The following is a 24640-nucleotide window of genomic DNA, read 5'->3' as shown; positions in this document are numbered from 1 at the left end:
TTAAACGTTGACGTTTCTGTTTTGTTTAGTTTTCAAAGAACTAATGTGCTAACTTCTTTCGAAGTGACAACGATATTCATCTTATCATCTTCATTTAAGTAAGTCAACAGCTTTTTTCACTTTTTTTCTATTCGATATTCAAACAGACTCAAAAGTTTTTTTGCCGCTGAGCGAATAACTCTTAGCGACAAAAACTATCTTACAATAATTTAAACCCCAAAGTCAATACTTTATATAAAAAAATTGCATACGCCATAATTTTTCTCAAAACCATGCGCATGCATCTTTACGTCTTTAGAGAATATACTTCTTCGTCCATTCTTCAATTATGTCCAGCATTTCAGCGCTCAGCGGCTTTGAAAGACTTCTTTTATAAATCGACTTCAGCTTTAGCATAGAAGTTTGTTCTTCCTGATCTCTAAGAAGATGGTTCATATTCGAGACATTATAGCTCTCAGCTGGGCCATTCACTTTTTCAGCAAAAAGATGTACATGCTCAGGATCGACTTGAATATCTTTATTACCGGTAATAGCAAGAACGGGACATGTAATTGCAGCCAAATCTTCTTCCATCTTATATTGAAAATGCTCTCTTGCCCATTTTGCATTGATCTTTGTAAATCCTTTTTTCATTACTGCCTCTTCTGATTCCATCATTTCATCAAAAATTTTCTTTTGTTTGGAAGCGGCAGTTTTATGAACTTTTAAAGCACGAAGAATTATCCCATTCACTCCCTTCATTTCTTTAATTTCTTCTTCCAGCAGTTTTACTTGCAGCTCAGATGCATTCCTGACATTTTCCGCGTGACCGGCAAGAAAGATAATACCTGCAGCTTCCGCCTTCTTATTAATAGGAGGAATTAATGTACATCCTTCACTGTGACCCAGCAGAAATATTCTTTTAGGGTCAATTTCCGGCAGTTCGAGAGCCGTCTTTACAGCTGCTGCTCCGTCGTTAACTAAATCCCACATGCCTGTTTGATAAAAGTCACCCCCGCTCACACCGGCTCCCCGCTTGTCATATCTAAGAACCGCTACACCGGCTGATGCAAAAAACTCAGCAAGCATCTTATAAGCATTCATCTGCATAACCTTCGCATTGCCATCCCGGTCAACAGGGCCTGAACCATGAATTATAATAACAAGGGGAAGCTTTCCTTCGGACTCTTTCGGAAAACTCACTGTCCCCTTTATTTTTACATCTGTATTGAATTCGACCTCACGTTCTTTCATTATGAGTACCCCCAATAAATGACTTTACTTATGAGACGCTTATAAATAATTATCGTTCAGTTTTTTTATTATTTTTTTGAGGCAATACTAAGAGAAATTCTTATTCGTATTAGAAAGGGTATGATTTCATGCCAAGGAAAGCAGCATCAGCAGACAGCGGAGAAGAGAACAAGAAGGATAGTGAAGCACCATCAAATACCCCCCTCAAAAAAAGTGAGGATGAAATCAGTAAGCTAAATAGGATGTTAGCTTCTGTTTTAAATTATCTTTCGGATGATGAAGTAGAAGAAATCGATATTGAGTATCTGCTTGCAAATACAGAAGGACTGCGAGATTGGTGGGACCAATACAGAGAAAGTAATAAGAAACAAATCGAGGAAGAAATTAAGAAGTCACTTGGCTCTTTATCGCTTGAGGAGCTCGAGAGTATCCGCGAACAAATAAAGAGTAAATAGCTTTGCCATTAAAAAGGACTCGTTTGCCTAAAGCATACGAGTCCTAAATTTTTTATTATTCCACAAGCTCTCCGCCTGTTAACTCAATATGCCCTTCTCCCCAGTTGCACATTGCATCCAGGATCGGGCGAAGTGACCATCCGTAATCTGTTAAAGAATATACAACCTTAGGGGGCACCTGATCAAAAACAGTGCGGTTTACAACTCCATCCTCTTCAAGTTCGCGAAGCTGCTGAGTCAGCATTTTTTGCGTAATCCCAGGCATAAGGCGTTTAAGCTCACTGGTTCGCTTTTCACCTTTAATTAAATGACACATGATTACAACTTTCCACTTCCCGCCAATCACATCTAAAGTAGCTTCTACCGGAATATTGTAAGCCAACTTCCTTCCCCCTCTTTTTGATAGGCACTTAAAAGTACCTACATTACTTTAAAGTGCGTACTATTCATTTTGAATCATGCCATCCATAATAGCATAAGGAAGCATAAAACAACATGGTGAAATTGACCATAGGGTACTTTTTAGTGCCTGCATTACTTTAAAGTACGTACTGTTCACTATGTTTGACATGCTCCATACTATCTATCATAAGATTGCATGGCCAAGGCGCCTGGCTATACTTTCTTAACTGCTATTACTTTAATAAGGAGGATTCATTGCTGATGAATTCAATTGCAATAAATAGACAAAAAGAAAAAGGCAGTACTCCAGCCCTTTTTGCACTCGCAATCAGTGCATTCGGCATAGGGACCACAGAGTTTGTGCCTGTAGGGCTTTTATCTACCATATCAGGTGATTTGGGAATTTCCATTACATTGGCCGGTTTATTGATTTCCGGTTATGCCATGGGAGTTGCCATTGGTGCACCTGTACTAACTGCTTTGACCAGTAAAATGAACAGAAAGTCTTTGCTTATGTCATTAATGGTTTTATTTATCATTGGAAATTCTGTCGCAGCCATGTCTTCATCTTTTGCCCTTTTGCTGGCTGCGCGTTTTATAACAGCTTTTTCACACGGCATCTTTTTCTCAATTGGATCGACCATTGCTGCTGATTTAGTTCCTGAAAATAAACGAGCCAGTGCGATTGCCTTTATGTTCACTGGTTTGACTGTTGCCACCGTGACAGGTGTGCCGCTCGGAACATTTATTGGCCAGATATTTGGCTGGAGAGCTACCTTCTGGGGAGTGGCTCTGTTAGGGATAATTGGTATAATCGCCAGCGCCCTTCTGATTCCTTCAGATCTTAAACAAGTACCAGCTTCCAAGTTTAGTGAACAGCTGAAAATTTTAAACAGCGGAAAATTGCTTTTAGCATTTAGTATCACTGCACTCGGATACGGAGGAACATTTGTATCTTTTACCTATCTGACACCGCTTCTCGAAGATGTAACAGGGTTTAGCGCAAAATGGGTCAGTATTATTCTTCTGGTTTACGGAGTGGCCGTGGCTATCGGCAATGTTTTTGGAGGCAAAGCATCTGACAAGGATCCATTAAAAGCGTTATTTTGGATGTTTACTCTTCAAGCCATTATTTTGGGCCTTCTCACTTTCGCAGCACCTTTTAAGACTTTTGGGCTTATCGCTATTTTTCTAATGGGATTATTTGCTTTCATGAATGTGCCAGGTCTTCAAATTCTAGTGGTAAACCTGGCTGAAAAATATGTTCCTTCAGCTGTCAATGTGGCTTCCGCATTAAATATCGCAGCTTTTAATATCGGGATTGCTATCGGCTCATTTATTGGAGGACTGATCGTCGACTCTATCGGCTTAATTCACACACCGTGGATTGGCGGAGTAATGGTGCTTGGTGCCGTATTTCTGACGGGATGGCTAAAAAAACTTGAGATACAAACTAACTAATTAAGGAGTGCTTTATATGAATAAACTATCTTTATCTGCCACTGCAGCTCTTGTAAATGGAGTTAAAATGCCCAGGGTTGGCCTTGGGGTATTTAAAGTGGAAAAGGAAGAAGAACTAATAACAGCTGTTAAAGCAGCAATTGAGATTGGATATAAAAGCATCGACACAGCTTCCATCTACGGTAACGAGGAATGGGTCGGAGAAGCCATCCGCCAGTCTGACTGTAATAGAGAGGAACTTTTTATCACTACAAAAGTGTGGAATTCCGACCAGGGGTATGAAGCAGCTCTTAAGGCGTTTAACACCTCATTGGAAAAAATGGGACTTGAATATCTTGACCTTTATTTGATCCATTGGCCTGTTGAGGGGAAATACACGGAAACTTGGAGAGCGATGGAAGATTTATATAAAGAAGGAAAAATTAAAGCGATTGGTGTCAGCAACTTTCAGATTCGGCATTTAGAAGATCTGTTGAAAACAGCTGAGATCAAACCTATGATTAACCAAATTGAATTGCACCCGAAATTGACTCAAACTGAACTTCGCGCCTTTGCTGCCAAACATGACATGCATATTGAAGCGTGGGCTCCTCTAATGCAAGGCGGATTATTTGAAAATGAGATACTAAAGAAACTTGCTGAAAGATATGGAAAATCCATTGCACAAATTGTCCTGAGGTGGCACCTGCAAAACGGCATTATCGTCATCCCTAAGTCAACAAAACCTCATCGCATCGAAGAAAATGCAGATTTATTTGATTTTGAACTATCCCAGCAAGACATGGAATTGATTGATTCCTTAAATGAAGATTTACGCGTTGGACCAGATCCCGACAATTTTGATTTCTAATATATCGAGACGAGGAGCAGCAGGGCTTCTCGTCTTTTCTTATTATAAAACATGATCAGGTTACTAAATAAAACAGCCCCTAATGAACATGATAAAAAGAAACAAACTAAGTTGTTTGAAAAAGAGCCAGAGAGACAAAGGGGGTTCCTGCACAATGATTTTTCTTATTTACCTCGTGATCAATATGTCAGTATTGTTTCTTTTTATCAAACTAAAGAAACATCTGCATATTTTGGAAGTCCTTGTCTATTGGATGGTGAGCTCGTATCTTTTTCAAAATTTCTCAGCCCTGTGCTATATGAACTTCAAAACTCTCGTCATTCCGGAACAACTGAGCTATGAATTCGCCCACTTCCTTAATCGTATTTTGCTTTTCCCTGTATTGATGGTCCTTTCTTTGAACTATTTTCTTACCCTGAAAACATACAAGAGCAGGATCCTCTTAATTACCTTTTTTATATTAATCTTAAACGGGCTTGAATGGCTTGGGCATACTACAGGAGTGCTGATTCATGTCCATTGGAGAATTTGGTGGTCATTTACTTTTTGGCTGGTGTCAATACTGGCGCTAATCGGCTTTATGAAGTTTTTCCGCAAAATCCTATATAGAGGGGATTAGACTTTATGAATGTAACATTTGATTGGAATGAATGGTTCTTTATTATATCTTCCGCAATTGCCATACTTTTATTTCTGCCGATTAGAAGGTACTTTCCTCCTGTTATAGTTACGATTATATGGATTTATAACCTTGCATTGGTTGCGACCATTGATTACTTTCTGCTGGCCACGCCTTTTCGGATGTATATATTTGGTGACAACCCTACTTATGAACTATCGGGAGCCCTTTTTCATTTTTTCATGTATCCCTGTTCCGCTCTGATTTTTTTATTTGGCTATGACCGCTGGGAACTCTATGGCAAGAAGTCTATTTGGTACATACTGGGCTGGAGTGCATTTTCCATATTCTTTGAATGGCTTACTGTTAAAAATCATGCACTCATCTATACAGGATGGAAACTGGTCTATTCAATCCCGGTTTATCCGGCAGCGGCTGTCTTGCTCATTATTGTGTTTCGTTTTGCAAAAAAGAGACTTATGGATCCGGAGCTTGAAGCGTCTTCCAAAATAAATTGAAAAAAGCAGGGACTACCCCTGCTTTTTTCAATTTATTTAATTGTTTTTAAAAGCGGCAATGTAATCTCTATTAAAGTACCTTCACCAATCTTGCTTTTATATACGATGCTGCCATGATGCTGCTTAATGATTTTATGGCAAATCATAAGTCCCAGTCCAGTCCCTTTTTCCTTTAATGTATAAAAAGGTTCACCCAGTCTCGGCAGAAATTCGTCAGGTATTCCACACCCCTGATCCTGAAATGAGACAATACAATCCCCGTCATTATTACTTTTGAGGGAAATCTCAATATCCCCTCCGTTATCCATAGCTTCCATGGCGTTTTTTAAGATATTCAAAAAAACCTGCTTGATTTGATTTTTTTCACATGATATCAAAAAATCCCCATCAGCAAAATTCAACTTAAACTGAATACCGTTCATATTTGCCTGTGGGGATAATAACTCGACTGTATTCACTATAATATCCGTTAAATCAGCACTGTCCATTTGTATCGCCTGCGGTTTTCCAAGCGAAAGCATTTCAGTGGTGATATTTTCAATGCGCTCAAGTTCGCTTAGCAGCAATTCATTAATTTGGCTATTGCCGCTCTTATAGAGCTGCACAAACCCTTTGATGGTGGTAAGCGGGTTTCTGATTTCATGGGCAACCCCGGCTGCGAGCTCCCCGACAATCGATAATTTCTCAGACTGCAAAAGAAATTCCTCTGCTTTTTTCCGCTCAGAAATATCCCTGCTGATCATGACAACATGCTCGATTACACCATTATCCCCCTCAACCGGCATACACCGTGACTCAAATTCAATCCAATGGCCTTCTCTGTGTTTTAGCCGGAACTCCATTGCCATTCTCTCATTATTCTCGAATATCCTTTGCATGCCTGCCTGAAAATTTTCCGCTTCATCCGGATGAATAACAATATCCACTTCCATCTTTTGCAGTTCCGGCACTTCATATCCTAAAACAAACTCATGGGACGGAGATAAATAACTTAAACTGCGATCCCTATCCATGACTGCGATTAGGTCTGAAGTGTTTTCAGCGATTAACCGGTATTTAGCTTCACTTTCTTCCAGCGTTTTTTCCATCCGTTTTTTTTCTGTGATGATTCGAATCAGCCTTTCATAAGATTCAATCAGCAAACTCCCAACAATGACACCTAGACCCACAAACAGAATATATTGCAGATGAAAAATAGGCTTGTCCCTAAAAACGTTAAAAATGATCGGCACCGTTATAATATAAATAACACAATATACACCATATAATATGGCCGTTTTTCTAACTGCCTTATGGTGCTGGGTATATCTATGTATGACAGTGAAGGCAATCAAAATAAGCACTAACCCTATTACAGCAGGCAGCCAATTCTCACTGACTGCAAGCCTTGTGATAAGAGCGATAATTGCGGTAATAACCCCTGCTCCCGGCCCCAAATAGGAAAATACCAAAATCAGAATGGCATAGCGAATATCATAGGAATAACCCTGCTCGTTAAAAGATAAACCCACAAGAATGACAGAAATAATTCCTGCATATATGCCGCCCAAAAGATGCAGGTCCCTAAGTGGTTTATGACTGATAAACGAGCGGAGAATTAAAGGCACACTGACCAGTAATGAAAAAATGGAGAGGTTGACAATGTAGTCTAATAGTATCAAGGAGGCTCCCACCTATACCGATAAATTCTTAATATTCTTTCTTTATCATAAACCAGAGATGGTGACCTTGCCAATACTATTTGAGAACCCTCAAAAGGATATGTAAAAAAGGCCAATCCATGGAAGGATAGGCCCTTTTTCGTTATACTTTCTTCACAAATTCCGACTTCAGCTTCATGGCGCCAAAACCGTCGATCTTACAGTCGATATCATGGTCGCCGTCCACGAGACGAATATTCTTGACCTTGGTTCCAATCTTAATAACTGAAGAGGAGCCTTTCACTTTAAGATCTTTAATGACGGATACCGTATCTCCATCACTTAGTACATTTCCGTTAGAATCCTTAATCACCTTTTCGTCCTCAAGACTGTTGATTTCGGATTCAGCTGCCCACTCATGTGCACACACAGGACATACTAAGAGCACCCCGTCTTCGTACGTATACTCTGAACTGCATTTTGGGCAATTAGGCAAGCTAGACATTTCGTTTTCCTCCATTGTTCAAACTTTTTTTCCGTTTAGCTATGAAAACAAATACCATTATAGCCGCTATAATAACGAATGCTATTACAGTATATAAAATATATGCTGGATCTTCATTCACATCCTTTGGAATAAATCGATTGGCAATAGGTCCCATAGATATAAGCAGGGGAATTATAATCGTAAACCATGTTTTTGTATAAATAGCAGAAACAATAAATATAACCGCACAAACTGCCACAATTACACTACTCTGAAAGGGCGTTGCTGTAAAGACCGGTTCAAACTCCTGTTTCTGATTCCAAAGTAAAACCATAACCATTATGCCTGTCATAGCCACTCCAGCTCCTAAAAGCAGAACTGCACTCCACTTGGAATGAAGAAATTTAGGAAGCACTCTGAAAATCAGAACACCATAACCTGCGACTGCAATCACTCCTGCTATAATAGCGATCCAAAGTGTACCTTTGGATAAAGAAAAGTTCCCTTCAATTGCAGGGCCTATGCTGACATAAGCACCCAGCATAAGAATCATCAGCGGCACCAGCCCCGCCATCTGACGATATTCGGTAGTCATTGATTCTCCGATGCTTTTCATATATTGCTTTGGGCTATCCCCGATAATATGAGAAACATCTTTCCCATCGGCTTCAGCTTCCATTAAATGCACTTCAAGCTCTTCTGTTATTTCATTTATTTCATCATCGTTTTTTCCTTTTGACATCAGGTAAAAACGAAGCTCTGTCAAAAACTGTTCAGACTCTTTTGAGACCATTTTTCATATCCCCCTTTTATTCAATACATTGTCAACAGATGAACTTACCTGTTCCCAGCGAACAATAAACAGGTCCAGTTCCTGTTCGCCTTTTTCAGTTAATGTGTAATATTTTCGTTTAGGTCCAGCCGTTGACTTTCGCAATGTAGCACTGATCAGCTCTTCCTTTTGCATACGCAGAAGCAGCGGATAAATGGTGCCCTCGCTCAATGAGCGAAATCCATATGACTCCAATTTCGCCGCCAGTTCATACCCATATATCTCCCCTTCTTTAATGATAGCTAATAGACAACCGTCCAAAATTCCCTTTAACATTTGCGTGGTATCTGACATTCACCTTACTCCTTCCACTACCTTGTATTACAAGATAATTACCTGCAGTTAAATACCTTGCAATACAAGATATACTTTCAATATAATCCCTCACTATATTGTAATGCAAGGTATTTTTATAAAAATAGGTATTTTTTTACTCTAACCAACCAAACGTTTGATTGAACTATTTTCACTGCCATATCGATTGTTTTTAGCCGAAGAGGGAATAATAAATTAATGTGGACCAGTTCCTGATCATTGGGCACCGTCTTATCCAAAGGCTTTATCTAAAGCTTATGCTTAATCACATTCTCAATTATAAACTTAAATCTCATATTAGTTGAGATTGATACAGGCAAAAAAAGGGTAATTAATAAAAGAAAGAGTTATACTGTTATTAACGGGCTCAAGGCCACTTTGAAAGTTCTATTTCGCACTGATTCCACCAAAGAAAAAGCAGAATTTACATTGGCTTCTTATCCGGGCATTTAAAGTTTCCGCCATCCAGCCGAAAAGGAGCAAATTTTCACAGCTTATCCCTTGACAAAAAATATGTCGTATATGATAATTATTACCGAATTAGAATTATTATTAAATAGTTCGCTATTTAATTAATAATCATATCACTCAACCATTTTAAGGAGGAATTTAATCATGGCATTAATCGGTTCAGAAGTACTACCATTCGCAGCAAAAGCTTACCATAACGGTGATTTCATCGATGTTACTGAAGAAAACTTCAAAGGAAAGTGGAGCGTAGTATGCTTCTACCCTGCAGATTTCACATTCGTATGCCCTACTGAATTAGAAGACCTTCAAAATGAATATGCAACTTTAAAAGATATGGGAGCAGAAGTTTATTCTGTATCAACTGATACTCACTTCACTCATAAAGCATGGCACGATAACTCAGAAACAATCAACAAGATTGAATACGTTATGATTGGTGACCCGAACCAAAGAATTTCCCGCAACTTCGAAGTTCTTAACGAAGAAGATGGACTTGCAGAACGCGGAACATTCATCATCGATCCAGATGGCATCATCCAAACTGTTGAAATCAACGCTGGCGGAATCGGCCGTGACGCAAGCCAGGTTGTAAGCAAGCTTAAAGCAGCTCAATATGTACGCAACAACCCAGGTGAAGTTTGCCCGGCTAAGTGGAAAGAAGGATCTGAAACACTTAAGCCAAGCCTTGATCTAGTAGGTAAAATCTAAGGAGCACGATAATCATGTTACTTGATGCAGATATTAAAGCACAATTAGCTCAATATCTTCAGATGATGGAGGGCGACATCCTTCTAAAAGTCAGCGCTGGATCAGACAAAGTATCCAGCGACATGCTGGCTTTAGTAGACGAGCTGTCCAATATGTCCTCTCACATTAAAGTTGAGCGTACTGAATTACAAAGGACGCCAAGCTTTAGTGTAAATCGACCGGGTGAAGATACTGGCATTACCTTTGCAGGCATTCCTCTTGGACATGAATTTACTTCCTTAGTGCTTGCTCTGCTTCAAGTTAGCGGAAGAGCACCTAAGGTTGACCAGAAAGTCATCGACCAGGTGAAGAAGATTGAAGGCGAATATCGTTTTGAAACTTATGTCAGCTTAAGCTGCCACAACTGCCCTGATGTAGTACAGGCTCTTAACGTCATGAGTGTTCTTAACCCTAATATTTCACACACTATGATTGATGGTGCTGCTTACAAAGAAGAAGTAGATGCTAAAGAAATCATGGCAGTGCCGACAGTTCTTTTAAATGGCGAACCATTCGGCAGCGGCCGTATGTCCCTTGAAGAAATTCTGGCGAAAATGGGAACAGGCCCTGACGCATCAGAATTTGCAGATAAGGATCCTTATGATGTGCTTGTCATTGGCGGCGGCCCTGCTGGATCTAGTGCTGCCATCTATGCAGCACGCAAAGGTATTCGCACGGGCATCGTTGCTGAACGCTTTGGCGGCCAGGTCATGGATACTTTAGGCATCGAAAACTTCATTAGTGTGAAGCACACAGAAGGACCTAAGCTTGTTGCAAGCCTTGAAGAACACGTGAAAGATTATGGCATCGACGTCATGAATCTGCAGCGTGCCAAGAGACTTGAAAAGAAGGACCTTGTTGAAATCGAACTTGAAAACGGTGCTGTTTTGAAAAGCAAATCAGTCATCCTTTCAACTGGTGCACGTTGGAGAAACGTCAACGTGCCTGGCGAAGCAGAGTTCAAAAACAAAGGGGTCGCTTACTGCCCTCACTGTGATGGACCATTATTTGAAGGCAAAGATGTAGCTGTTATCGGCGGAGGCAACTCCGGTGTTGAAGCAGCGATTGACCTTGCAGGAATTGTTAACCATGTAACGGTTATCGAATTCAATCCTGAATTGAAAGCAGATGCCGTTCTGCAGGAACGTCTGAACAGCCTTCCAAACGTAACGGTTGTCACAAATGCCCAGACAACTGAAATTACCGGGACTGACAAAGTTAACGGTATTTCATACATGGATCGTGAAACAGAACAAACACATCATGTTGAACTGCAAGGTGTGTTCGTCCAAATCGGCCTGGTTCCTAACACAGATTGGTTAGGCGACCAGATCGAGCGTACCCGCTTCGGCGAAATCGTGGTGGACAAGCGCGGTGCCACAAATATTCCTGGGGTATTTGCTGCAGGAGACTGTACTGACAGTGCCTATAAGCAGATCATTATTTCTATGGGATCCGGCGCTACCGCAGCTCTTGGTGCGTTTGACTATCTGATTCGAAATTAATTTTCAACCTAAAACCGCTTACTGCTTTTGGCAGGAGCGGTTTTTTTATCAATATTTACTCCCAATGGCCACTGTATTTGAGAACAACTTTCATCTATTTCAATCAAACGTTTGATTAAATCAGGTATTCTTTATGCAAGAACTCGTCTGTAAGATTGATACAATACTTATCGCTTACCCCTTCAGCCCACTAAACCACACATTAATAAACCGTTTTAATATACCATCTTCCTCATGTGTATGAAGTACATATTTGCCGCCTTTTTGACATTATCTAAATCACTTCGCATTGCAATAGGGGTGTAAAATAAAAAGGACACTGTTAAAGCAGCATCCTCCATTTATTTAATTCACTGCCATCCTCCCCAGCGGCCCATTTTCATCAATAATATCCTGCAGATCATAAACGGATATCGGAAACATTGGGAATCCATAGGCGTATGGCGTGATTTCATATAGCTGGAAATAGACAACAAGCGCTTTGTCTGCAATGTAAAAATCCTGGTCTGGCTTGATTGCAGTAAAATCAACCAGGAGCGGAATGTCTCTCTCTTTGATTTGTACAGCAATCAAGTCTGAAATCCGTTTGACATAGTCGCTTCCCGGCTTGAATAAATCCTTAAGTGCCGCCTGCTTCCCCTTCTGAAGATCAAACGTCAGTGATTTTATAACTGTCATTCCATGGGCAGCATGGTAATGATACACATAGTTGCTCAAAGACAAACTCAGCACATCCCGCTGATTATTTTTAATCTCATAATATCCATACAAATCCACAACGGTTGTATCCATATTGCCTGTCTGTTCGTTAATGAGCTGCTGGTTTTGCCTGAGAATGGTATTGTTTATAAATTCCTGCAACTGCTTATTTTGCATGCCTGATACACGGGGATAATAAACGACTTTGGTGGGCCCGGTGCTGATTGTTATCGTTTTGATGCCTACTGGAAAGTTGATTGCCACGGCTATCCATCCTTTTTGTTTTTTAACACATCCTATTCATCGGATAGGCGTTAAGGTGCATAACAGGAAATGGAAGTTTCAATGTTATATAATATTAGGATATATAAGAGACAGGAGCACGCCAAATGAAGCAAAAGCAAGCCACCCTTAAACCATTCATTTCACTCATTCTTTCAACAAAAATTCCAAAGACTGCGCTCATCATTGGTTTAACAGCGAGCATTTTAACCACCCTGACCGGGCTGGTGGTTCCGCTGCTGACCAAAAATCTGGTGGACGGTTTCTCAGTTGAATCTTTAAGCGTTCCGCTCATCATCGGAATCGGGACAGCCTTTATCCTCCAGGCAATTATCAGCGGGATTTCCATTTACCTGCTGAGCTATGTGGGCCAAAAAGTGGTGGCGCGGCTCCGGGATCGGATGTGGATGAAGCTCATAAGGCTGCCGGTCCGTTATTTTGATCAGCAATCCAGCGGCCAGACAGTCAGCCGCGTAGTGAATGATACCAGCATTGTCAGGGAGCTGATTACCAGCCACTTTCCACAGTTCATTACCGGGATTATCAGTATTATCGGTGCAATTATTATCCTGCTTGTGATGGACTGGAAAATGACACTGCTGATGCTCACATCTGTTCCTATTACACTGGCCATTATGATTCCGCTTGGCAGAAAGATGGCAAAAATATCCCGGGGCCTTCAAGATGAAACGGCCATCTTTACCGGAAATATAACCCAGACACTCGGAGAAATCCGCTTAATGAAGTCTTCTACTGCAGAGCAAAATGAAGAAGAAAAAGGGTTGGATGGCATCGACAAGCTGCTTGGCTACGGTTTGCGGGAAGCCCGCATTTTTGCCATGATCGGCCCGACGATGTACCTGATTATGATGGTGGTCATCGTCATAATCATCGCCTATGGAGGCATGCGTGTGGCAAGCGGATCGATGTCAACGGGTTCTCTTGTAGCCTTTTTGCTGTATTTGTTCCAGATTATTATGCCGATCACTTCATTTGCGATGTTTTTTACACAGCTGCAAAAAGCAAAAGGCGCAACAGAACGGATCATAGAAATCTTAGAAGAGTCATTGGAGGATGGACAGGACGGCATCGAGATGGATATCAGCAGCAAGCCGATTACAATCCAAAACGTTTCTTTCTCCTATAGTGCAGAAGAGAGTGTCCTGGAAAATATCTCTCTGGAAGCCCAGCCAGGCCAGATGATTGCATTGGCAGGTCCAAGCGGAAGCGGAAAAACCACCCTGTTTGGATTGCTTGAACGATTTTACGAGCCAGATGCAGGTGGAATTAAAATTGGCCATACACCCATCCAGCAGATATCGCTTAAATCCTGGCGCAGTCAAATCGGCTATGTTTCACAGGAAAGCGCAATGATGGCAGGTACGATCCGTGAGAATTTATGCTACGGATTGGAGAATCCAGAAAACATACCGGATGAAAAATTATGGGAAGTGGCAAAAATGGCATATGCCGATCAATTCATTGCCAATTTTCCAAAAGGACTTGATACAGAAGTGGGTGAGCGGGGCGTGAAGCTTTCCGGGGGACAAAGGCAGAGGATTGCCATTGCTCGCGCATTCCTTCGCGACCCAAAAATATTGATGATGGACGAAGCTACCGCAAGCCTCGACAGCCAATCGGAAGGCATCGTACAGCAGGCGCTTACCCGCTTAATGGAAGGCCGGACAACTTTCGTCATCGCCCACCGCCTTTCAACAATTGTCGATGCGGATCAAATTGTCTTTATTGAAAAAGGCAGGGTGACAGGCATTGGCACACATTATGAACTAACTCAATCACATGAGCTATACAGGGAATTTGCCGAGCAGCAGCTTGCATAAGAATTGGCCAGTCTATTGCAGACTGGCCTTTCTGCTGCAGATCTTAAAAGTCTAAATCTTGTGATAAAATGTGACAAATTATCCATATAAACAGGAGGTTAAATTCCTTATAATGGAATTAGGATCTTCATAGGATACACCAACCCAAGAAGGAGGTTGCGGACTATGCCATTAGGTCATACGAAAAACATGCTTGAAACGTTAAAGTACTACAGCGATTCCCAAATCACCCAAACGTTTACAAAAGATCAATCACAGATTCTAGTGGTTCGTTATATAAAAGAGTCTCATTCATTTGAGGTTACTTATACGGGAACTTCACAGAAAAGGACGTATCCTTCCATTGATTCTGCCGCGGTTGCGATTGAACAGGCAATCGGCAGTCATTGATTCCTCACATGTCTCCCATATCAAAAAAACGCAGCCAGTACTCTCTATCCCGTACCAGTACTGCGCCCATCCCCTTTCAATCAAACGTTTGATTGATTTTTTTCTGTCCATTTACCTTGCTTCTTCAACCTGAAGAAGCTTCATAATCTCCCTGCTGTCTTTTGCCAGTATGCTTTTCACATTTGGACCGAACCATTCCAATGAAGCGTCCATTTCCATCATTTCAGAAGCTTCTCTTAGAAACAGACGATAGTCCACCGCTCCTTCAAACAGTGAAACCATGCCTTCCCTGCTGCCGGCTGCTGCATACACATTATTAGGGGCAAAGACGCCAAGCTTGCTTCGTGATTCAATATTTTTGAAATGAAAATGCGAAACATAGGGCTGCAGCTGCTTAAGAGCAAATAGAGGGTCCACTCCTGATTCCCATATGTGCAGAACATCAAAATTAACCCTTAGTGCCGCATGATCCGTTTCCTCGAGAAGCTGAAGTGCAGAAGATGGGTTATCGGTAAGAGTATTCGGATGGGTCTCGACCAACAGCTGCATTCCCTCGGCTTCAGCCATTTTACAGAGCATCTTCATGCGCGAAACAAGCTCAATCCGCTCTAATCTGCTGATATCCGCACTGCCTTTGTTCCCTGCAAATGTCCGTATTTTGTCCGTTCCCCAGCGATGCGCAAGTGAACATAGGGCGTTCATTTCAGCCATTAGTGCAGGAAGGGGTGCATCCAGGGGCAAATAGTCGCTCAGCATACTTGTCTCCAGATCATATGAGCTCAGCCACTCACTTCCATAATGGATATCTTCCGCCAGATTTTTTGCATGGACACCCCATAGTTCAATCCCCTGGAACCCATTATTCTGGGCCCAGTGGGCAATTTGGTCAATCGATTGGAGATGATGCCGGAATGAGATGGTGCAAAGAGAAAGTTTCATAGGATGACCTCCTTCATGTTTTGAGATTGCTGCAGTTCAGACCAAGCCTCAAAACCCTCCTGCAGCCCCCTTTTTATTTTAAATTCCAGGATATTCTGTTCTTCCAGCTTTGCAGTAATTTCGTCCACTAACCGCCTGTTTCCAGTCATAGCGAGCTTCATGGCCCGGTATTGGATGGCTGTATACCCTTTCACAAGTTTTTCGATTTCATCACACCAGGCTTCAAATCCTTCTTCATCATAGCCAAGCGATTCCCAGAAAAACGCAAAAGCATGTTCATAGGCATACTTCCGTATGGCGAGAACAGGCAACTCCCTTAAAGCCAGTGTCAGCCCTGACAGAGGAAACTTTTCTTCTCCAGCAGCATGAAGCTCGATAATCTTTGCAACAGCATCTGTCATTGGATTGCAGTCATGCTTGATGCATGTGTTAAAATACGCTTCAACCGTTTCGGCAGTTGGCATAATAATGTCAGATGCATCAAAGAAATAGCCGCCTTCAGCTGAAGAATCCTCAATGGCAGCCAGGATCCGGTCTTTAGCTAGCACTCCTTCCCAGCGGAAGTCCGGATCATACATAAACCATTCCTCTTCGTTCTCCGTCTTTTCCAGCATCACGTAATGGGGAAAAGGGCTTTGATGAAATTTATTTTCCCGCTCAGGAAGCTTTGACAAATCGAGCATCACCATGACATATTCATGGGGCTTCTTATTTTCCAGCAAACTCAGCATTACCTTCATATTTTCCTGCTTGCTTTGCTTTTCGTCGTACCATTTATGCAGCTTGATGCCATAAAGCATTTCATACCACTGGTGAAAAAAATTATGGTCGATCCGTTTGGAATGATACGTTAACACTCCATTTTCCAGCACATCAAAATCTGCATCCCATACTCCGAAATAATAAGGGCGATGGTCAGCGCCTTCTGTCTTTTTGACCGCTTCGCACACACAGCTTACAAAACAATGCACTTTAATCATACGGATCCCTCCGCTGCAGCCGGCTCCTGCTTTCGCTCCAGAAAATCAGCCAGGCTTCCTACTGTCCGGAAATCTTTTGGCACAAGCATTTCATCTGGAATATCAAATCCCATGTCTACTTCCAAATGAAGGATCAGCTGCAGAATCATAATGGAATCCATGTATAAATCTTCATTTAAGCGTGCATCTTCATGGAAAGCCTTCATGGAAGGAAGCTCTAATTGATCTTGTAAAATGTCATGGATTACCTGTAAGATTTCTTGTCTTGTCATGTCAGCACTCCTTCCCCCAGTCTTTTCCGGCTGACCTTACCGTTTGGAAGCTTTTCGATTTCCTCCACTTTCTTAAATTCCAGCGGAACCTGATATGGAGCAAGATAATCCCTGCACCATTCTCTCAGTTCCTCTTCCTCAATGAATTCAGAACAGACATACTGCGCACAAACTCTTTCCCCTGAAAGCGGATGAACTTTTTTATAGACAACAGCCTCTATGATTCTCGGTTCTTCCATCAAAACATCTTCTACTTCCTGCGGATAAACATTCAAGCCTGCCACATTAATGGTGTCATCCATTCTGGCCAGAAATGACAGAACACCATTTTCTATATAGCCAAGATCTTTTGTATAGATTGTTTTTTCCGAATCATGAATGAGGATTTCACCAGGATGCTGGACGCTTCCGGCCTCCACGTTAACGTGCGGAAGCGGATAGCCCATTTCACGCGGGTCGCTCACATCCGGATGAATGGCCACACATCCTGCTTCAGAACAGCCATATTGCTGAAGCACTCGATTTGAAGCCTTCTTTAATGCTTCCATCCAGCCGGCAGGCATGAGTGTGCCTGATGTCATGACAGCATCAAACCGCTGCCCATCCCTAATTAGGCGCGTTAAAGTATGCAGCAGTGCAGGAGCCCCATAAAGAATATGCTTAGAATGTTCTTTCAGCTTTTTCAGCACATATTTAGGGTTCATATTTGTCAGAATGACCGGTTCTGCCCCACGCTTTATGCATGCAAGTACACCGCAGATTAAACCATAAGAATGGGTCGTCGGGCAGGCAACGACTGAAGCAGTCTGATTATCAGCCGGCAAAACCGAGACATAGCTTTCAAGCTCGTTCTCAATCGATTCCCATGTGCGTTCAATGCACTTAGGATCACCAGTCGTACCCGAACTCATTTGCACCAAAACGCCTTCCTTCTCATTTATCTGCTGTGACAAGTGGATCGGCAGGTGGATATTTTCATAAAGCAGGAAATGGCTTCCCGCCTTATTTGCCATCCTGATGGCACCTTCTTTCGGGACAGAAGGATGGAGGGGGACAATGGATCCTCCTTTACTGCGTACAAATAAACAGAGTGCAAGCCATTGAAAAGCATCCGGCATACAAACAGCCAATCTCTTATTCCGGCAATCTTTTAAATGAGGTATATTTTCAAATACCGTATATTGTCTTTCAAGATCATCCAGCGTATAGTACTGATCATTTACAAAAAACATCTCAATTCTCCTTTGGGTTCTATGCTAAAGAGTTCGTGACAAGATGGCGGAAACCGCCAGCCTCTTCTTTTTGGACCTTACTTTTCAGCAGCGATTCGGCATAAACCATAGGGGCTGTATGCTGCAGAAGGTAATTTCGGAAAATCAGTTCTGGATAGCAGCTCATGTGCCCGGCAAGCGTCTCGCCAGCCAGCCTCCAAAATTTTCTCTCACTGTAGCCGTACTGCTCTTCAAGCGCAAAAGACAGTTCTGTTAAATGAAAAACAAACAATGTATCCATGACAAGCTCTCTTAGTGCTTCAATGGAAGTCATCCAATAAAACTCATCTTCCCCGCCTTTTTTAAACTGCTTATGAATCTCTCCAAAGTCAGGAATCCGGCTGGGTTCTGCCAAAAAATCATGATGATACTCTGTGCTGTCATGGAAATCCCTCAAAACAACACGGGTTGGCCAGCCGTTTTTATGAAGGAGGATCATGTTCTGGGCATGTGCCTCCACAGCTATTCCATGAGCGGCGAGCAAGTGCCAGACCGGCACCACACTTACTTCTATCAGTCTTCTTAACCAATTTTCTATTCCATAGTGCACAAGCCAGTCATTTATAAATAGGGAACCGTCCCTCTCCATTAATGGAAGTGCTGTAAAAGGTACAGCCTCCTCATCCTCTTCCATGTGGAGACGAACGCTTTCCCGCCAAATAGCTCCCAGTTTTGCTTCTGTTTTTTCCTCAATAGGCTGATGGGCAATCCCTGCATACTCCTTCAAAACAATCAAGGAAGCTTCTTCCTTTAAAAATGGATCAGCTTCCACCGTGTCAGCTATCCATTTGGAAATATGGGGAGCAGCACAGATGGCGTGAGTGTCTAAGGTTCTTAGCGATGAGGTATTCACCATATTCATGGATAGTTTTATGTGAGCCTTCTTTGGATTCGTTACGTTCCAAAGCGTCCGGACCGACTGGGTTGCACGATAAGAATCCCCGCTGCTTTTTAGCAGAACGACATCCCCTTGCTCCAATTCATCTTTAATATGCTTTACCTGCCATGGATGTATTGGCAGAAAGGTGTATTCTTCAAAAGTTTTTCCCAGCTCATGCAGCTCGGTCAGAAGCTGTCCGAGCATGAGAGGACCCAGCTCCTTTTCCCAGAATTCCTTCTCACCCTCGGGGAGAGCCATTCGGCTATCCTCGCGACTCACTGCAGCCCATCGCAGTGCAAAAGATTGGCCTGCTTCCGGACCGAATGCAGCATGGTCTTCAAGAGAGAAACCAGTCCTTGCCTTAAAACAAGGATGATAGGGATGCCCTTCCCAAACTTCAGACTCCAGCTCCTCATAACTGAATGTTCTCCTTGAAAAAGACGGCATGAGATTTTTTTCATTCCATTCACTCAGCTGAATGGTTTGCTGCAGCTCGTGAATAAGCTTGTTTCTTTTTTCCGGGTCGGGTACAAGGTCCTCTGCCAGCTCCTCTATGCTTGTTGACGTACAGGATCCATCGCTTTGCACGGAACAGATGCTGTCCTCCTTTAGCCGCACACGGTCAAACGCAGCAACCCTTCCCTCACAGCAGTAAGTCCGCTGATTTCCGAAAACGGTGAAGCTCATTAAAGGTTCTTCCGGCTGATTTGCTGTTCTTTCATAATCCATCAGCCCTTCAAAAAGAACGGCCTCCAGTAACTGTCGGATGACTCTTCTTTCAACTTTCTTAGATGGCAGCGGATGCAGCTTCTGCATAGTTCTCCTCCTTCTTCACAATGGCAAAAGGATTTGGGATATAGGTGTAAACGGCTTGTTCGTTCTTCGCCAGCAGTTCATCCACATCATGGAAACGGGTTAGCAGGTTGGCTTTATAGGCAAGCTTCTCTGAGTGCAGGATATGGCCGAGGAATGCTTTCCCCTGTCCAGACAGCTCTTTTTCAAGTATGCAAAGCTGTTTCCGGCACCATTCGATCAAATGATCTTCACTGACGAGACCGTCCTGCCCAAATCGGCAAATCACTGAAAAGAGCTGATTCATGAACAGGTAATAGGTGAAGCGTTCCTGAATGAGGTCATCCTCATAAAATAGTTCCGGGCATTCTGTCAATTGCGGCAAAAGGCCGGATAAATTTTCCCTATAATCGTTTGATAGATAATATCCTTGATTATCACGGTAGTAGTAAGCTTCCGGGTATCCCGATGATAAATTCAGGACGCTGTTTTGCTGATGGGCCTCAAGTGCAAGCCCATGTTCATCATATAATCGGATCAGAGACTCAATTGAGCATCTCCAGTATTTTTCGAACCAGTCCATGCTGATTTCCTGCGGATCTCTTCTCTCTGTTTGTGCCAGCCTTTCAATTGTCCGCTGCAGTCTTGAGCGTTCATCCGGCAGTGGATCCTGAACCAATGCAGCGATGGAACTAATACCCTTATCCGCTCCTTCTGGAAAAGGGTTGGACCGAATAATGACCTCGAACCCTGACTCTTTATGCCCCGGCAATTCAGCTGTTATATAAGCCGGATCATCAACCATCCGAAATGACGGATATTTTTCCGTAAAGCGGAGCTTATCCATTAGTTCCGTCATAGCGGTACCTGCCTTTAGTTCATGCAGGCGGTTCGTCCTTAATGAATTCGTAATTTTTACCGGAACAGAAAATTTGAACATCCATTCATTTTCCGGGCTGTAAACCGTTCTGATGGAAGAGGTAGCTGAATAATAGGCTCCCATTGGGCCAAGATCTTTTATTAGATTTTTTTCAACCGCCCCTCTGACATGATTCTGCTGAAGCAGCCATTGAGCCTGAAGAGGGTGCATCGGAATGAGGCAGTTGTTATGCGGGACAGTAAAATGCGGAATCGATTTCTTTAATGAATGGAGTATAATATCGCTTGCGCCATTCCGGTTAGCTGAAGCTTCCCTGACTAACTCCCGGTCTACTAGGAAATAGTGAAGCTGAAAACGGCCCTTTAACTCCGGTGCATACTGCGGATGCTGCCATCCAGCCATTCCCTGCCTGCTCTTCGGTGTAGGGTGAAGCCAGTGTCCAAACAAAAGTGACTGCTCGGCCTCAATGAAAGTGATCTCTTCGGAATACAGGCTATTTTCGTCATTCATTCTTTCTTCAATATACAAAGCCATTGTCTGATAGCTCTCAATCAGCCTGAGCACCAGCTCATCAAAATGGGATGCAAGCTCATGGCAGCCATTTGATTTAGCCATTAAATGCAGTTCGTGGATAAGAGCAATCATCATCGGAAGCCGGTCCTGCTGTATCCATTCCCGTCTTTGGCTGCAGTATTTAAAGGCACCGCCGATCAAGTGCCTTCCAGTTAGTGATTGGTAAATCACTTCCACTGCAAATGCTGCAGACTGACCTGGAAGTTCTATCTCCACTACTGATTTGCCTGATAGAGTCATAGATGGCCGCTGCTCCTGCACCCATTCCTCCCTATCCATCCAATGTCCGCCATTTACTTCTCTTAAGTAACTATTTATAAAAGCTTGAAACGTTGCATTTTCTGCAATTTGTTTGGCTGAATGATGCATAATTCCATCCTTTCACCGAGTCTTTAGACCTAGTAATTGATAACCATTCTCAATAATGGTTAAAAAATTTGATTCCTTCCCATGAAAGAAATCAATGTAATGGAAGAGACAGGGACATGCGTAAGTCCCAGTCTCTTATTAAGATGTTTTATTCACTTAGGAGCAAGGATTCAATCTCTTTCAATCCTTTTTGGCGCTCAATCGGATCCCAATATCCCCACGTGGTCTTAAGAGTATGTACGTTTCCGTTCTGAACAGCTTTCAGGCTTTTCCAAACCTCGCCCTGTGTGACAGAATCATAGAACTCTCCACTATTAAAATAAGAAACATCGAGGATATGATCAGGATTATACTTTGCTAATCCTTCAATCGAAATATTCTCACCGAAATCCTCAGGAAGGTTTTCTGCCGGTGTTAGTTTCAAATCATCAAATAATAACGAATTTGTTGCATGGTTTGTACGTCCATATACACGAATATCTTTTTTGTTAATTGCTACTGCCATAAATGTTTCATCGCCCATTTTTTCACTTACGCGGCTGCCGATATCTTCTGCTTCCTTCTCAAGATCCTCAATCACTTTCTTTCCTTCATCAAGCTTTCCTGCAGCTTCGGCAACCTTCAGATGGTCTTCCTTCCAATCACCGCCAACTTCAACAACGACAGTTGGAATAGTTTCAGACAGCTGATCATATAAAGGCTTATAGCGGTCACTGATAATTAACAGGTCCGGATCCAGCTTCAAAATTTCTTCCGAGTTAATTTCATCAGCATAAGGCAGGGCCTTCACACCTTCAAGCTCCTCTGTTAAATGCGGAGGAAACTCATTATCATACGCCATCACGGCATAAGGCTTTACACCAACAGATACAAGTGAACCTTCCCATGATACATGAGACAGCAGAACGATTTTCTTCGGTTCGGCAGGGACTTCTGCTTTTCCGTACAAATGCTCAACGGTTCTTGTTTCCTCTGTTTTCTCTTCTTTCTTCTTTTCAGACGCTTCTGTAGAAGCTTCCTCTTCTTTTCCACAGCCAGTTAAAATAAGTAAAAATAACATAAAAACAACGCTCAAAGGAGCAAAAAACTTTTTCATGGATCATTCCTCCAAAACAATAATGAATTTCATTCTCAATGATAATCATTATCATCATTGCTGAACATGGACAATTTTAACTTCCTCCATGAACAAAATGAATTTACGTTATAAAAAAAACAGCCGCAAGTCTGCAGCTGCACGTAAATTATTTTCTTCTAATTCCTTAAGCTTTTAGTTTGGCTTTAAGAATGCTTGAAGGAAACTCTTCCAGCATCCTCTTCCTCCCAATCGGGCCCCACGGATCCCACTCATGGCTTTCAGGGTAATAAACCTCTCCAGTCCGGACAGCCCGGATTTTATTCCAATCTGTAGTATGGGCAGTCCTCCAAACATCCTTTTCATGACTCCATAAAATGAGAAGCTTGTCAGGGTTCAATTCAGCAATCTCTTTCAGGCTTACATTTCGATAACCCTCCGCATGCAGATCTGGATGCGGCTGGAATCCAAGACCTTGAAAAAGAAGTTCGAGAAGGGCATGATTTCCCTTCCCGTAAAGGCGTATTTCTTCCGGACGGATCCAAATGACAGCCCACCGGCCATTTTTGGTTAATGGACAAAGCTCATCCCGCACTTTGCATTCCATACCGTGAATGTCCTTTTCTATGCATTCGGCACGGCTTTCACAGCCGACCAGCGATGCTATTTCATAGAGATAATGACGCCAGTCCTGCTTCAAAGGCAAATGATGGACTTGCTTCTGTTTTAAAAGCAGCACGCTTTGAAGCTGAAATTGATGTAAGGGTGTTTTAATAATGCGGTCAGGATGGGTCAGCAAAATATCATCCGGCTGAAATGGTTTTTCTGCGTTTAACAATTTAGTTCCTTCCAGCTCTTTTTGAAGATAGCTCGGAACCCCGCTGCTCGCAGAATAGACGGTTGGGTAGGACGGAGCTGCAACCGGCTGGATTCCGAGTGAAATAAGGTGGTCCTGCAAAAAAAGCTGACTTACGACAGCGATTCGTTCACTGGCCCTTTTCATGAAAACAGTTGGCGGCATCCCTTCTCTGCTTTTAAAAAGGCGGCTGAAATAAAATTCATCCTGCAGCCCTATTTGCACGGCTACTTCTTTAGCTGTAATTCCTCTATTTTGGAGCAGCAATCTTTTGGCAGTCTTCATTCGTTCTGCATTTAAAAATTCTTTCGGGGTCATACCGGTCCTTTTGCGGAAAGCCCTTGAAAATGTAACAGGGGTCATATTTGCTTTAGCAGCTAATTCCGTAACGGTGAATGGACGGGACAGGCTGTTTCGGATCAGTTCCTCCGCTTCTTCCATTCTGTCTATGTCTGCCGCGTCTGTCAGGATGGATAGCATCTCCCAGAGAAGGGACAGAAATCTGCATTTGGCCGAAATTGATTTTTCCTGCCGGCTTTTCTTCATCTCTTCCCAGAGGGGGGCCATTTTTGCAGGGACCTGGTCAGCCAGCGGACGGGTTAACAAGTCTTTCAGCATATCGCCTTCTTTTGGCCAGGAAAGCAAATAAGCAGAAAGCAGAGATGAAGAAGACGATGTAAGGATTGCTGAATCCGTAAGGAAATAGCTTTTGCCCTCCTCAGCCTTCAATCTCTGGTTCCCGCTTACCAAAGTGCCCTTTCCCGATGATATGTAAAGGATTAAAAAATGACTGCGCTTTACATTTATTCCCTGAGATAAACCCTCACGCAGGTTGGATGCTTCAATTTCAAACATATGGCTCTTCAGCAGCATATTTAGACACTCCCTTCTTTTTCCTGAAATATGAATTGACAAATGCTGTGGAAGGATAGTAGATTAATAACGATCTTACAAGGCGATAACGATTCTCATTTTCATTTAAAAAATACATAGAAAAGGACTGATC

At 42.4% G+C, this 24640-nt stretch carries 24 protein-coding genes; 9 read left to right on the top strand and 15 right to left on the bottom strand.

All coding sequences use genetic code 11. The annotated features are described in order from the left end of the window. Positions 1 to 294: 294 nt before the first annotated feature. Positions 295 to 1233, bottom strand: coding sequence for an alpha/beta hydrolase (locus tag CE058_RS20525; RefSeq protein WP_163144897.1), 939 nt, complete (start codon positions 1231 to 1233; stop codon positions 295 to 297). A gap of 128 nt (positions 1234 to 1361) precedes the next feature. Here CE058_RS20525 and CE058_RS20520 point away from each other — a divergent pair, with 128 nt between their 5' ends. Further along, positions 1362 to 1688, top strand: a complete 327-nt coding sequence (locus tag CE058_RS20520; protein ID WP_163144896.1) for a hypothetical protein — start codon at positions 1362 to 1364, stop codon at positions 1686 to 1688. Positions 1689 to 1743: 55 nt separating this feature from the next. On the opposite strand, the gene CE058_RS20515 is transcribed toward CE058_RS20520, so the two are convergent. Further along, on the bottom strand, positions 1744 to 2070 hold the full coding sequence (locus tag CE058_RS20515; protein WP_163144895.1) for a winged helix-turn-helix transcriptional regulator: 327 nt from the start codon (positions 2068 to 2070) through the stop codon (positions 1744 to 1746). 281 nt (positions 2071 to 2351) lie between these two features. Between CE058_RS20515 and CE058_RS20510 the strand changes: the two genes are divergently transcribed. From CE058_RS20510 to CE058_RS20495, 4 genes are all read left to right on the top strand, one after another. Beyond that, positions 2352 to 3551: an MFS transporter gene (locus tag CE058_RS20510; protein ID WP_163144894.1), complete on the top strand. Its 1200-nt coding sequence runs from the start codon at positions 2352 to 2354 to the stop codon at positions 3549 to 3551. A gap of 16 nt (positions 3552 to 3567) precedes the next feature. Next, positions 3568 to 4401, top strand: coding sequence for an aldo/keto reductase (locus CE058_RS20505; RefSeq protein WP_163144893.1), 834 nt, complete (start codon positions 3568 to 3570; stop codon positions 4399 to 4401). Positions 4402 to 4555: 154 nt separating this feature from the next. After that, the gene (locus CE058_RS20500; protein WP_163144892.1) at positions 4556 to 5020 is read left to right on the top strand and encodes a hypothetical protein; all 465 of its coding nucleotides are present in this window, start codon (positions 4556 to 4558) and stop codon (positions 5018 to 5020) included. A 5-nt stretch (positions 5021 to 5025) separates the two neighbouring features. Continuing rightward, entirely contained in the window at positions 5026 to 5538 is a 513-nt protein-coding gene (locus CE058_RS20495) for a hypothetical protein (RefSeq protein WP_163144891.1), read from the top strand. A gap of 32 nt (positions 5539 to 5570) precedes the next feature. Here CE058_RS20495 and CE058_RS20490 read toward each other — a convergent pair whose 3' ends face one another. The 4 genes from CE058_RS20490 to CE058_RS20475 all read right to left on the bottom strand — a co-directional run bounded on the left by CE058_RS20490 (position 5571) and on the right by CE058_RS20475 (position 8791). Then, on the bottom strand, positions 5571 to 7199 hold the full coding sequence (locus CE058_RS20490) for an ATP-binding protein (RefSeq protein ID WP_163144890.1): 1629 nt from the start codon (positions 7197 to 7199) through the stop codon (positions 5571 to 5573). Positions 7200 to 7341: 142 nt separating this feature from the next. Further along, positions 7342 to 7683, bottom strand: coding sequence for a zinc ribbon domain-containing protein YjdM (locus CE058_RS20485; RefSeq protein WP_163144889.1), 342 nt, complete (start codon positions 7681 to 7683; stop codon positions 7342 to 7344). After that, positions 7676 to 8458 (bottom strand): hypothetical protein, encoded by a 783-nt coding sequence (locus CE058_RS20480; protein WP_163144888.1) that lies wholly within the window; start codon positions 8456 to 8458, stop codon positions 7676 to 7678. Before CE058_RS20480 ends, CE058_RS20485 begins: the two co-directional genes overlap by 8 nt. Before the next feature lie 3 nt (positions 8459 to 8461). Next, on the bottom strand, positions 8462 to 8791 hold the full coding sequence (locus CE058_RS20475) for a PadR family transcriptional regulator (RefSeq protein ID WP_163144887.1): 330 nt from the start codon (positions 8789 to 8791) through the stop codon (positions 8462 to 8464). Positions 8792 to 9427: 636 nt separating this feature from the next. Between CE058_RS20475 and ahpC the strand changes: the two genes are divergently transcribed. After that, positions 9428 to 9991 (top strand): alkyl hydroperoxide reductase subunit C, encoded by a 564-nt coding sequence (gene ahpC / locus CE058_RS20470; RefSeq protein WP_009335870.1) that lies wholly within the window; start codon positions 9428 to 9430, stop codon positions 9989 to 9991. Positions 9992 to 10005: 14 nt separating this feature from the next. After that, the gene (gene ahpF / locus CE058_RS20465) at positions 10006 to 11535 is read left to right on the top strand and encodes an alkyl hydroperoxide reductase subunit F (protein WP_163144886.1); all 1530 of its coding nucleotides are present in this window, start codon (positions 10006 to 10008) and stop codon (positions 11533 to 11535) included. Between the two features lie 345 nt (positions 11536 to 11880). Here the strand turns inward: ahpF and CE058_RS20460 are convergent, their stop codons facing one another. Then, positions 11881 to 12498: a DUF3298 and DUF4163 domain-containing protein gene (locus CE058_RS20460; RefSeq protein WP_163144885.1), complete on the bottom strand. Its 618-nt coding sequence runs from the start codon at positions 12496 to 12498 to the stop codon at positions 11881 to 11883. Positions 12499 to 12623: 125 nt separating this feature from the next. Between CE058_RS20460 and CE058_RS20455 the strand changes: the two genes are divergently transcribed. After that, positions 12624 to 14357 carry an ABC transporter ATP-binding protein gene (locus tag CE058_RS20455; protein ID WP_163144884.1) on the top strand — a complete coding sequence of 578 codons (1734 nt, stop codon included), beginning with the start codon at positions 12624 to 12626 and terminating at the stop codon, positions 14355 to 14357. A gap of 165 nt (positions 14358 to 14522) precedes the next feature. Beyond that, on the top strand, positions 14523 to 14747 hold the full coding sequence (locus CE058_RS20450) for a hypothetical protein (RefSeq protein WP_163144883.1): 225 nt from the start codon (positions 14523 to 14525) through the stop codon (positions 14745 to 14747). A gap of 111 nt (positions 14748 to 14858) precedes the next feature. Here CE058_RS20450 and CE058_RS20445 read toward each other — a convergent pair whose 3' ends face one another. The 8 genes from CE058_RS20445 to CE058_RS20410 all read right to left on the bottom strand — a co-directional run bounded on the left by CE058_RS20445 (position 14859) and on the right by CE058_RS20410 (position 24507). Next, a complete protein-coding gene (locus CE058_RS20445; RefSeq protein ID WP_163144882.1) occupies positions 14859 to 15686 on the bottom strand; it encodes a sugar phosphate isomerase/epimerase family protein in 828 nt (275 codons plus the stop codon). Continuing rightward, a complete protein-coding gene (locus CE058_RS20440; RefSeq protein WP_163144881.1) occupies positions 15683 to 16666 on the bottom strand; it encodes a DUF6005 family protein in 984 nt (327 codons plus the stop codon). The genes CE058_RS20445 and CE058_RS20440 overlap by 4 nt, the downstream gene beginning before the upstream one ends. Beyond that, positions 16663 to 16938 (bottom strand): petrobactin biosynthesis protein AsbD, encoded by a 276-nt coding sequence (asbD, locus tag CE058_RS20435; RefSeq protein WP_163144880.1) that lies wholly within the window; start codon positions 16936 to 16938, stop codon positions 16663 to 16665. Before asbD ends, CE058_RS20440 begins: the two co-directional genes overlap by 4 nt. After that, positions 16935 to 18170, bottom strand: coding sequence for an AMP-binding protein (locus tag CE058_RS20430; RefSeq protein WP_163144879.1), 1236 nt, complete (start codon positions 18168 to 18170; stop codon positions 16935 to 16937). The genes asbD and CE058_RS20430 overlap by 4 nt, the downstream gene beginning before the upstream one ends. Positions 18171 to 18189: 19 nt before the next feature. Continuing rightward, positions 18190 to 19905 carry an IucA/IucC family protein gene (locus CE058_RS20425; RefSeq protein WP_163144878.1) on the bottom strand — a complete coding sequence of 572 codons (1716 nt, stop codon included), beginning with the start codon at positions 19903 to 19905 and terminating at the stop codon, positions 18190 to 18192. Beyond that, entirely contained in the window at positions 19877 to 21703 is a 1827-nt protein-coding gene (locus tag CE058_RS20420) for an IucA/IucC family protein (RefSeq protein ID WP_163144877.1), read from the bottom strand. The genes CE058_RS20425 and CE058_RS20420 overlap by 29 nt, the downstream gene beginning before the upstream one ends. 148 nt (positions 21704 to 21851) lie before the next feature. Then, on the bottom strand, positions 21852 to 22799 hold the full coding sequence (locus CE058_RS20415) for an ABC transporter substrate-binding protein (protein WP_061793031.1): 948 nt from the start codon (positions 22797 to 22799) through the stop codon (positions 21852 to 21854). Between the two features lie 166 nt (positions 22800 to 22965). Then, positions 22966 to 24507: an AraC family transcriptional regulator gene (locus CE058_RS20410; RefSeq protein ID WP_227889037.1), complete on the bottom strand. Its 1542-nt coding sequence runs from the start codon at positions 24505 to 24507 to the stop codon at positions 22966 to 22968. Positions 24508 to 24640: the final 133 nt, after the last annotated feature.

It is taken from the genome of Bacillus sp. 22-7 (assembly GCF_010628845.1).
GTDB classification, from domain to species: domain Bacteria; phylum Bacillota; class Bacilli; order Bacillales; family Cytobacillaceae; genus Cytobacillus; species Cytobacillus firmus_B.
Note: the sequence above shows the minus strand (reverse complement) of the source record. Positions and strands in the feature narration are given on the sequence as shown.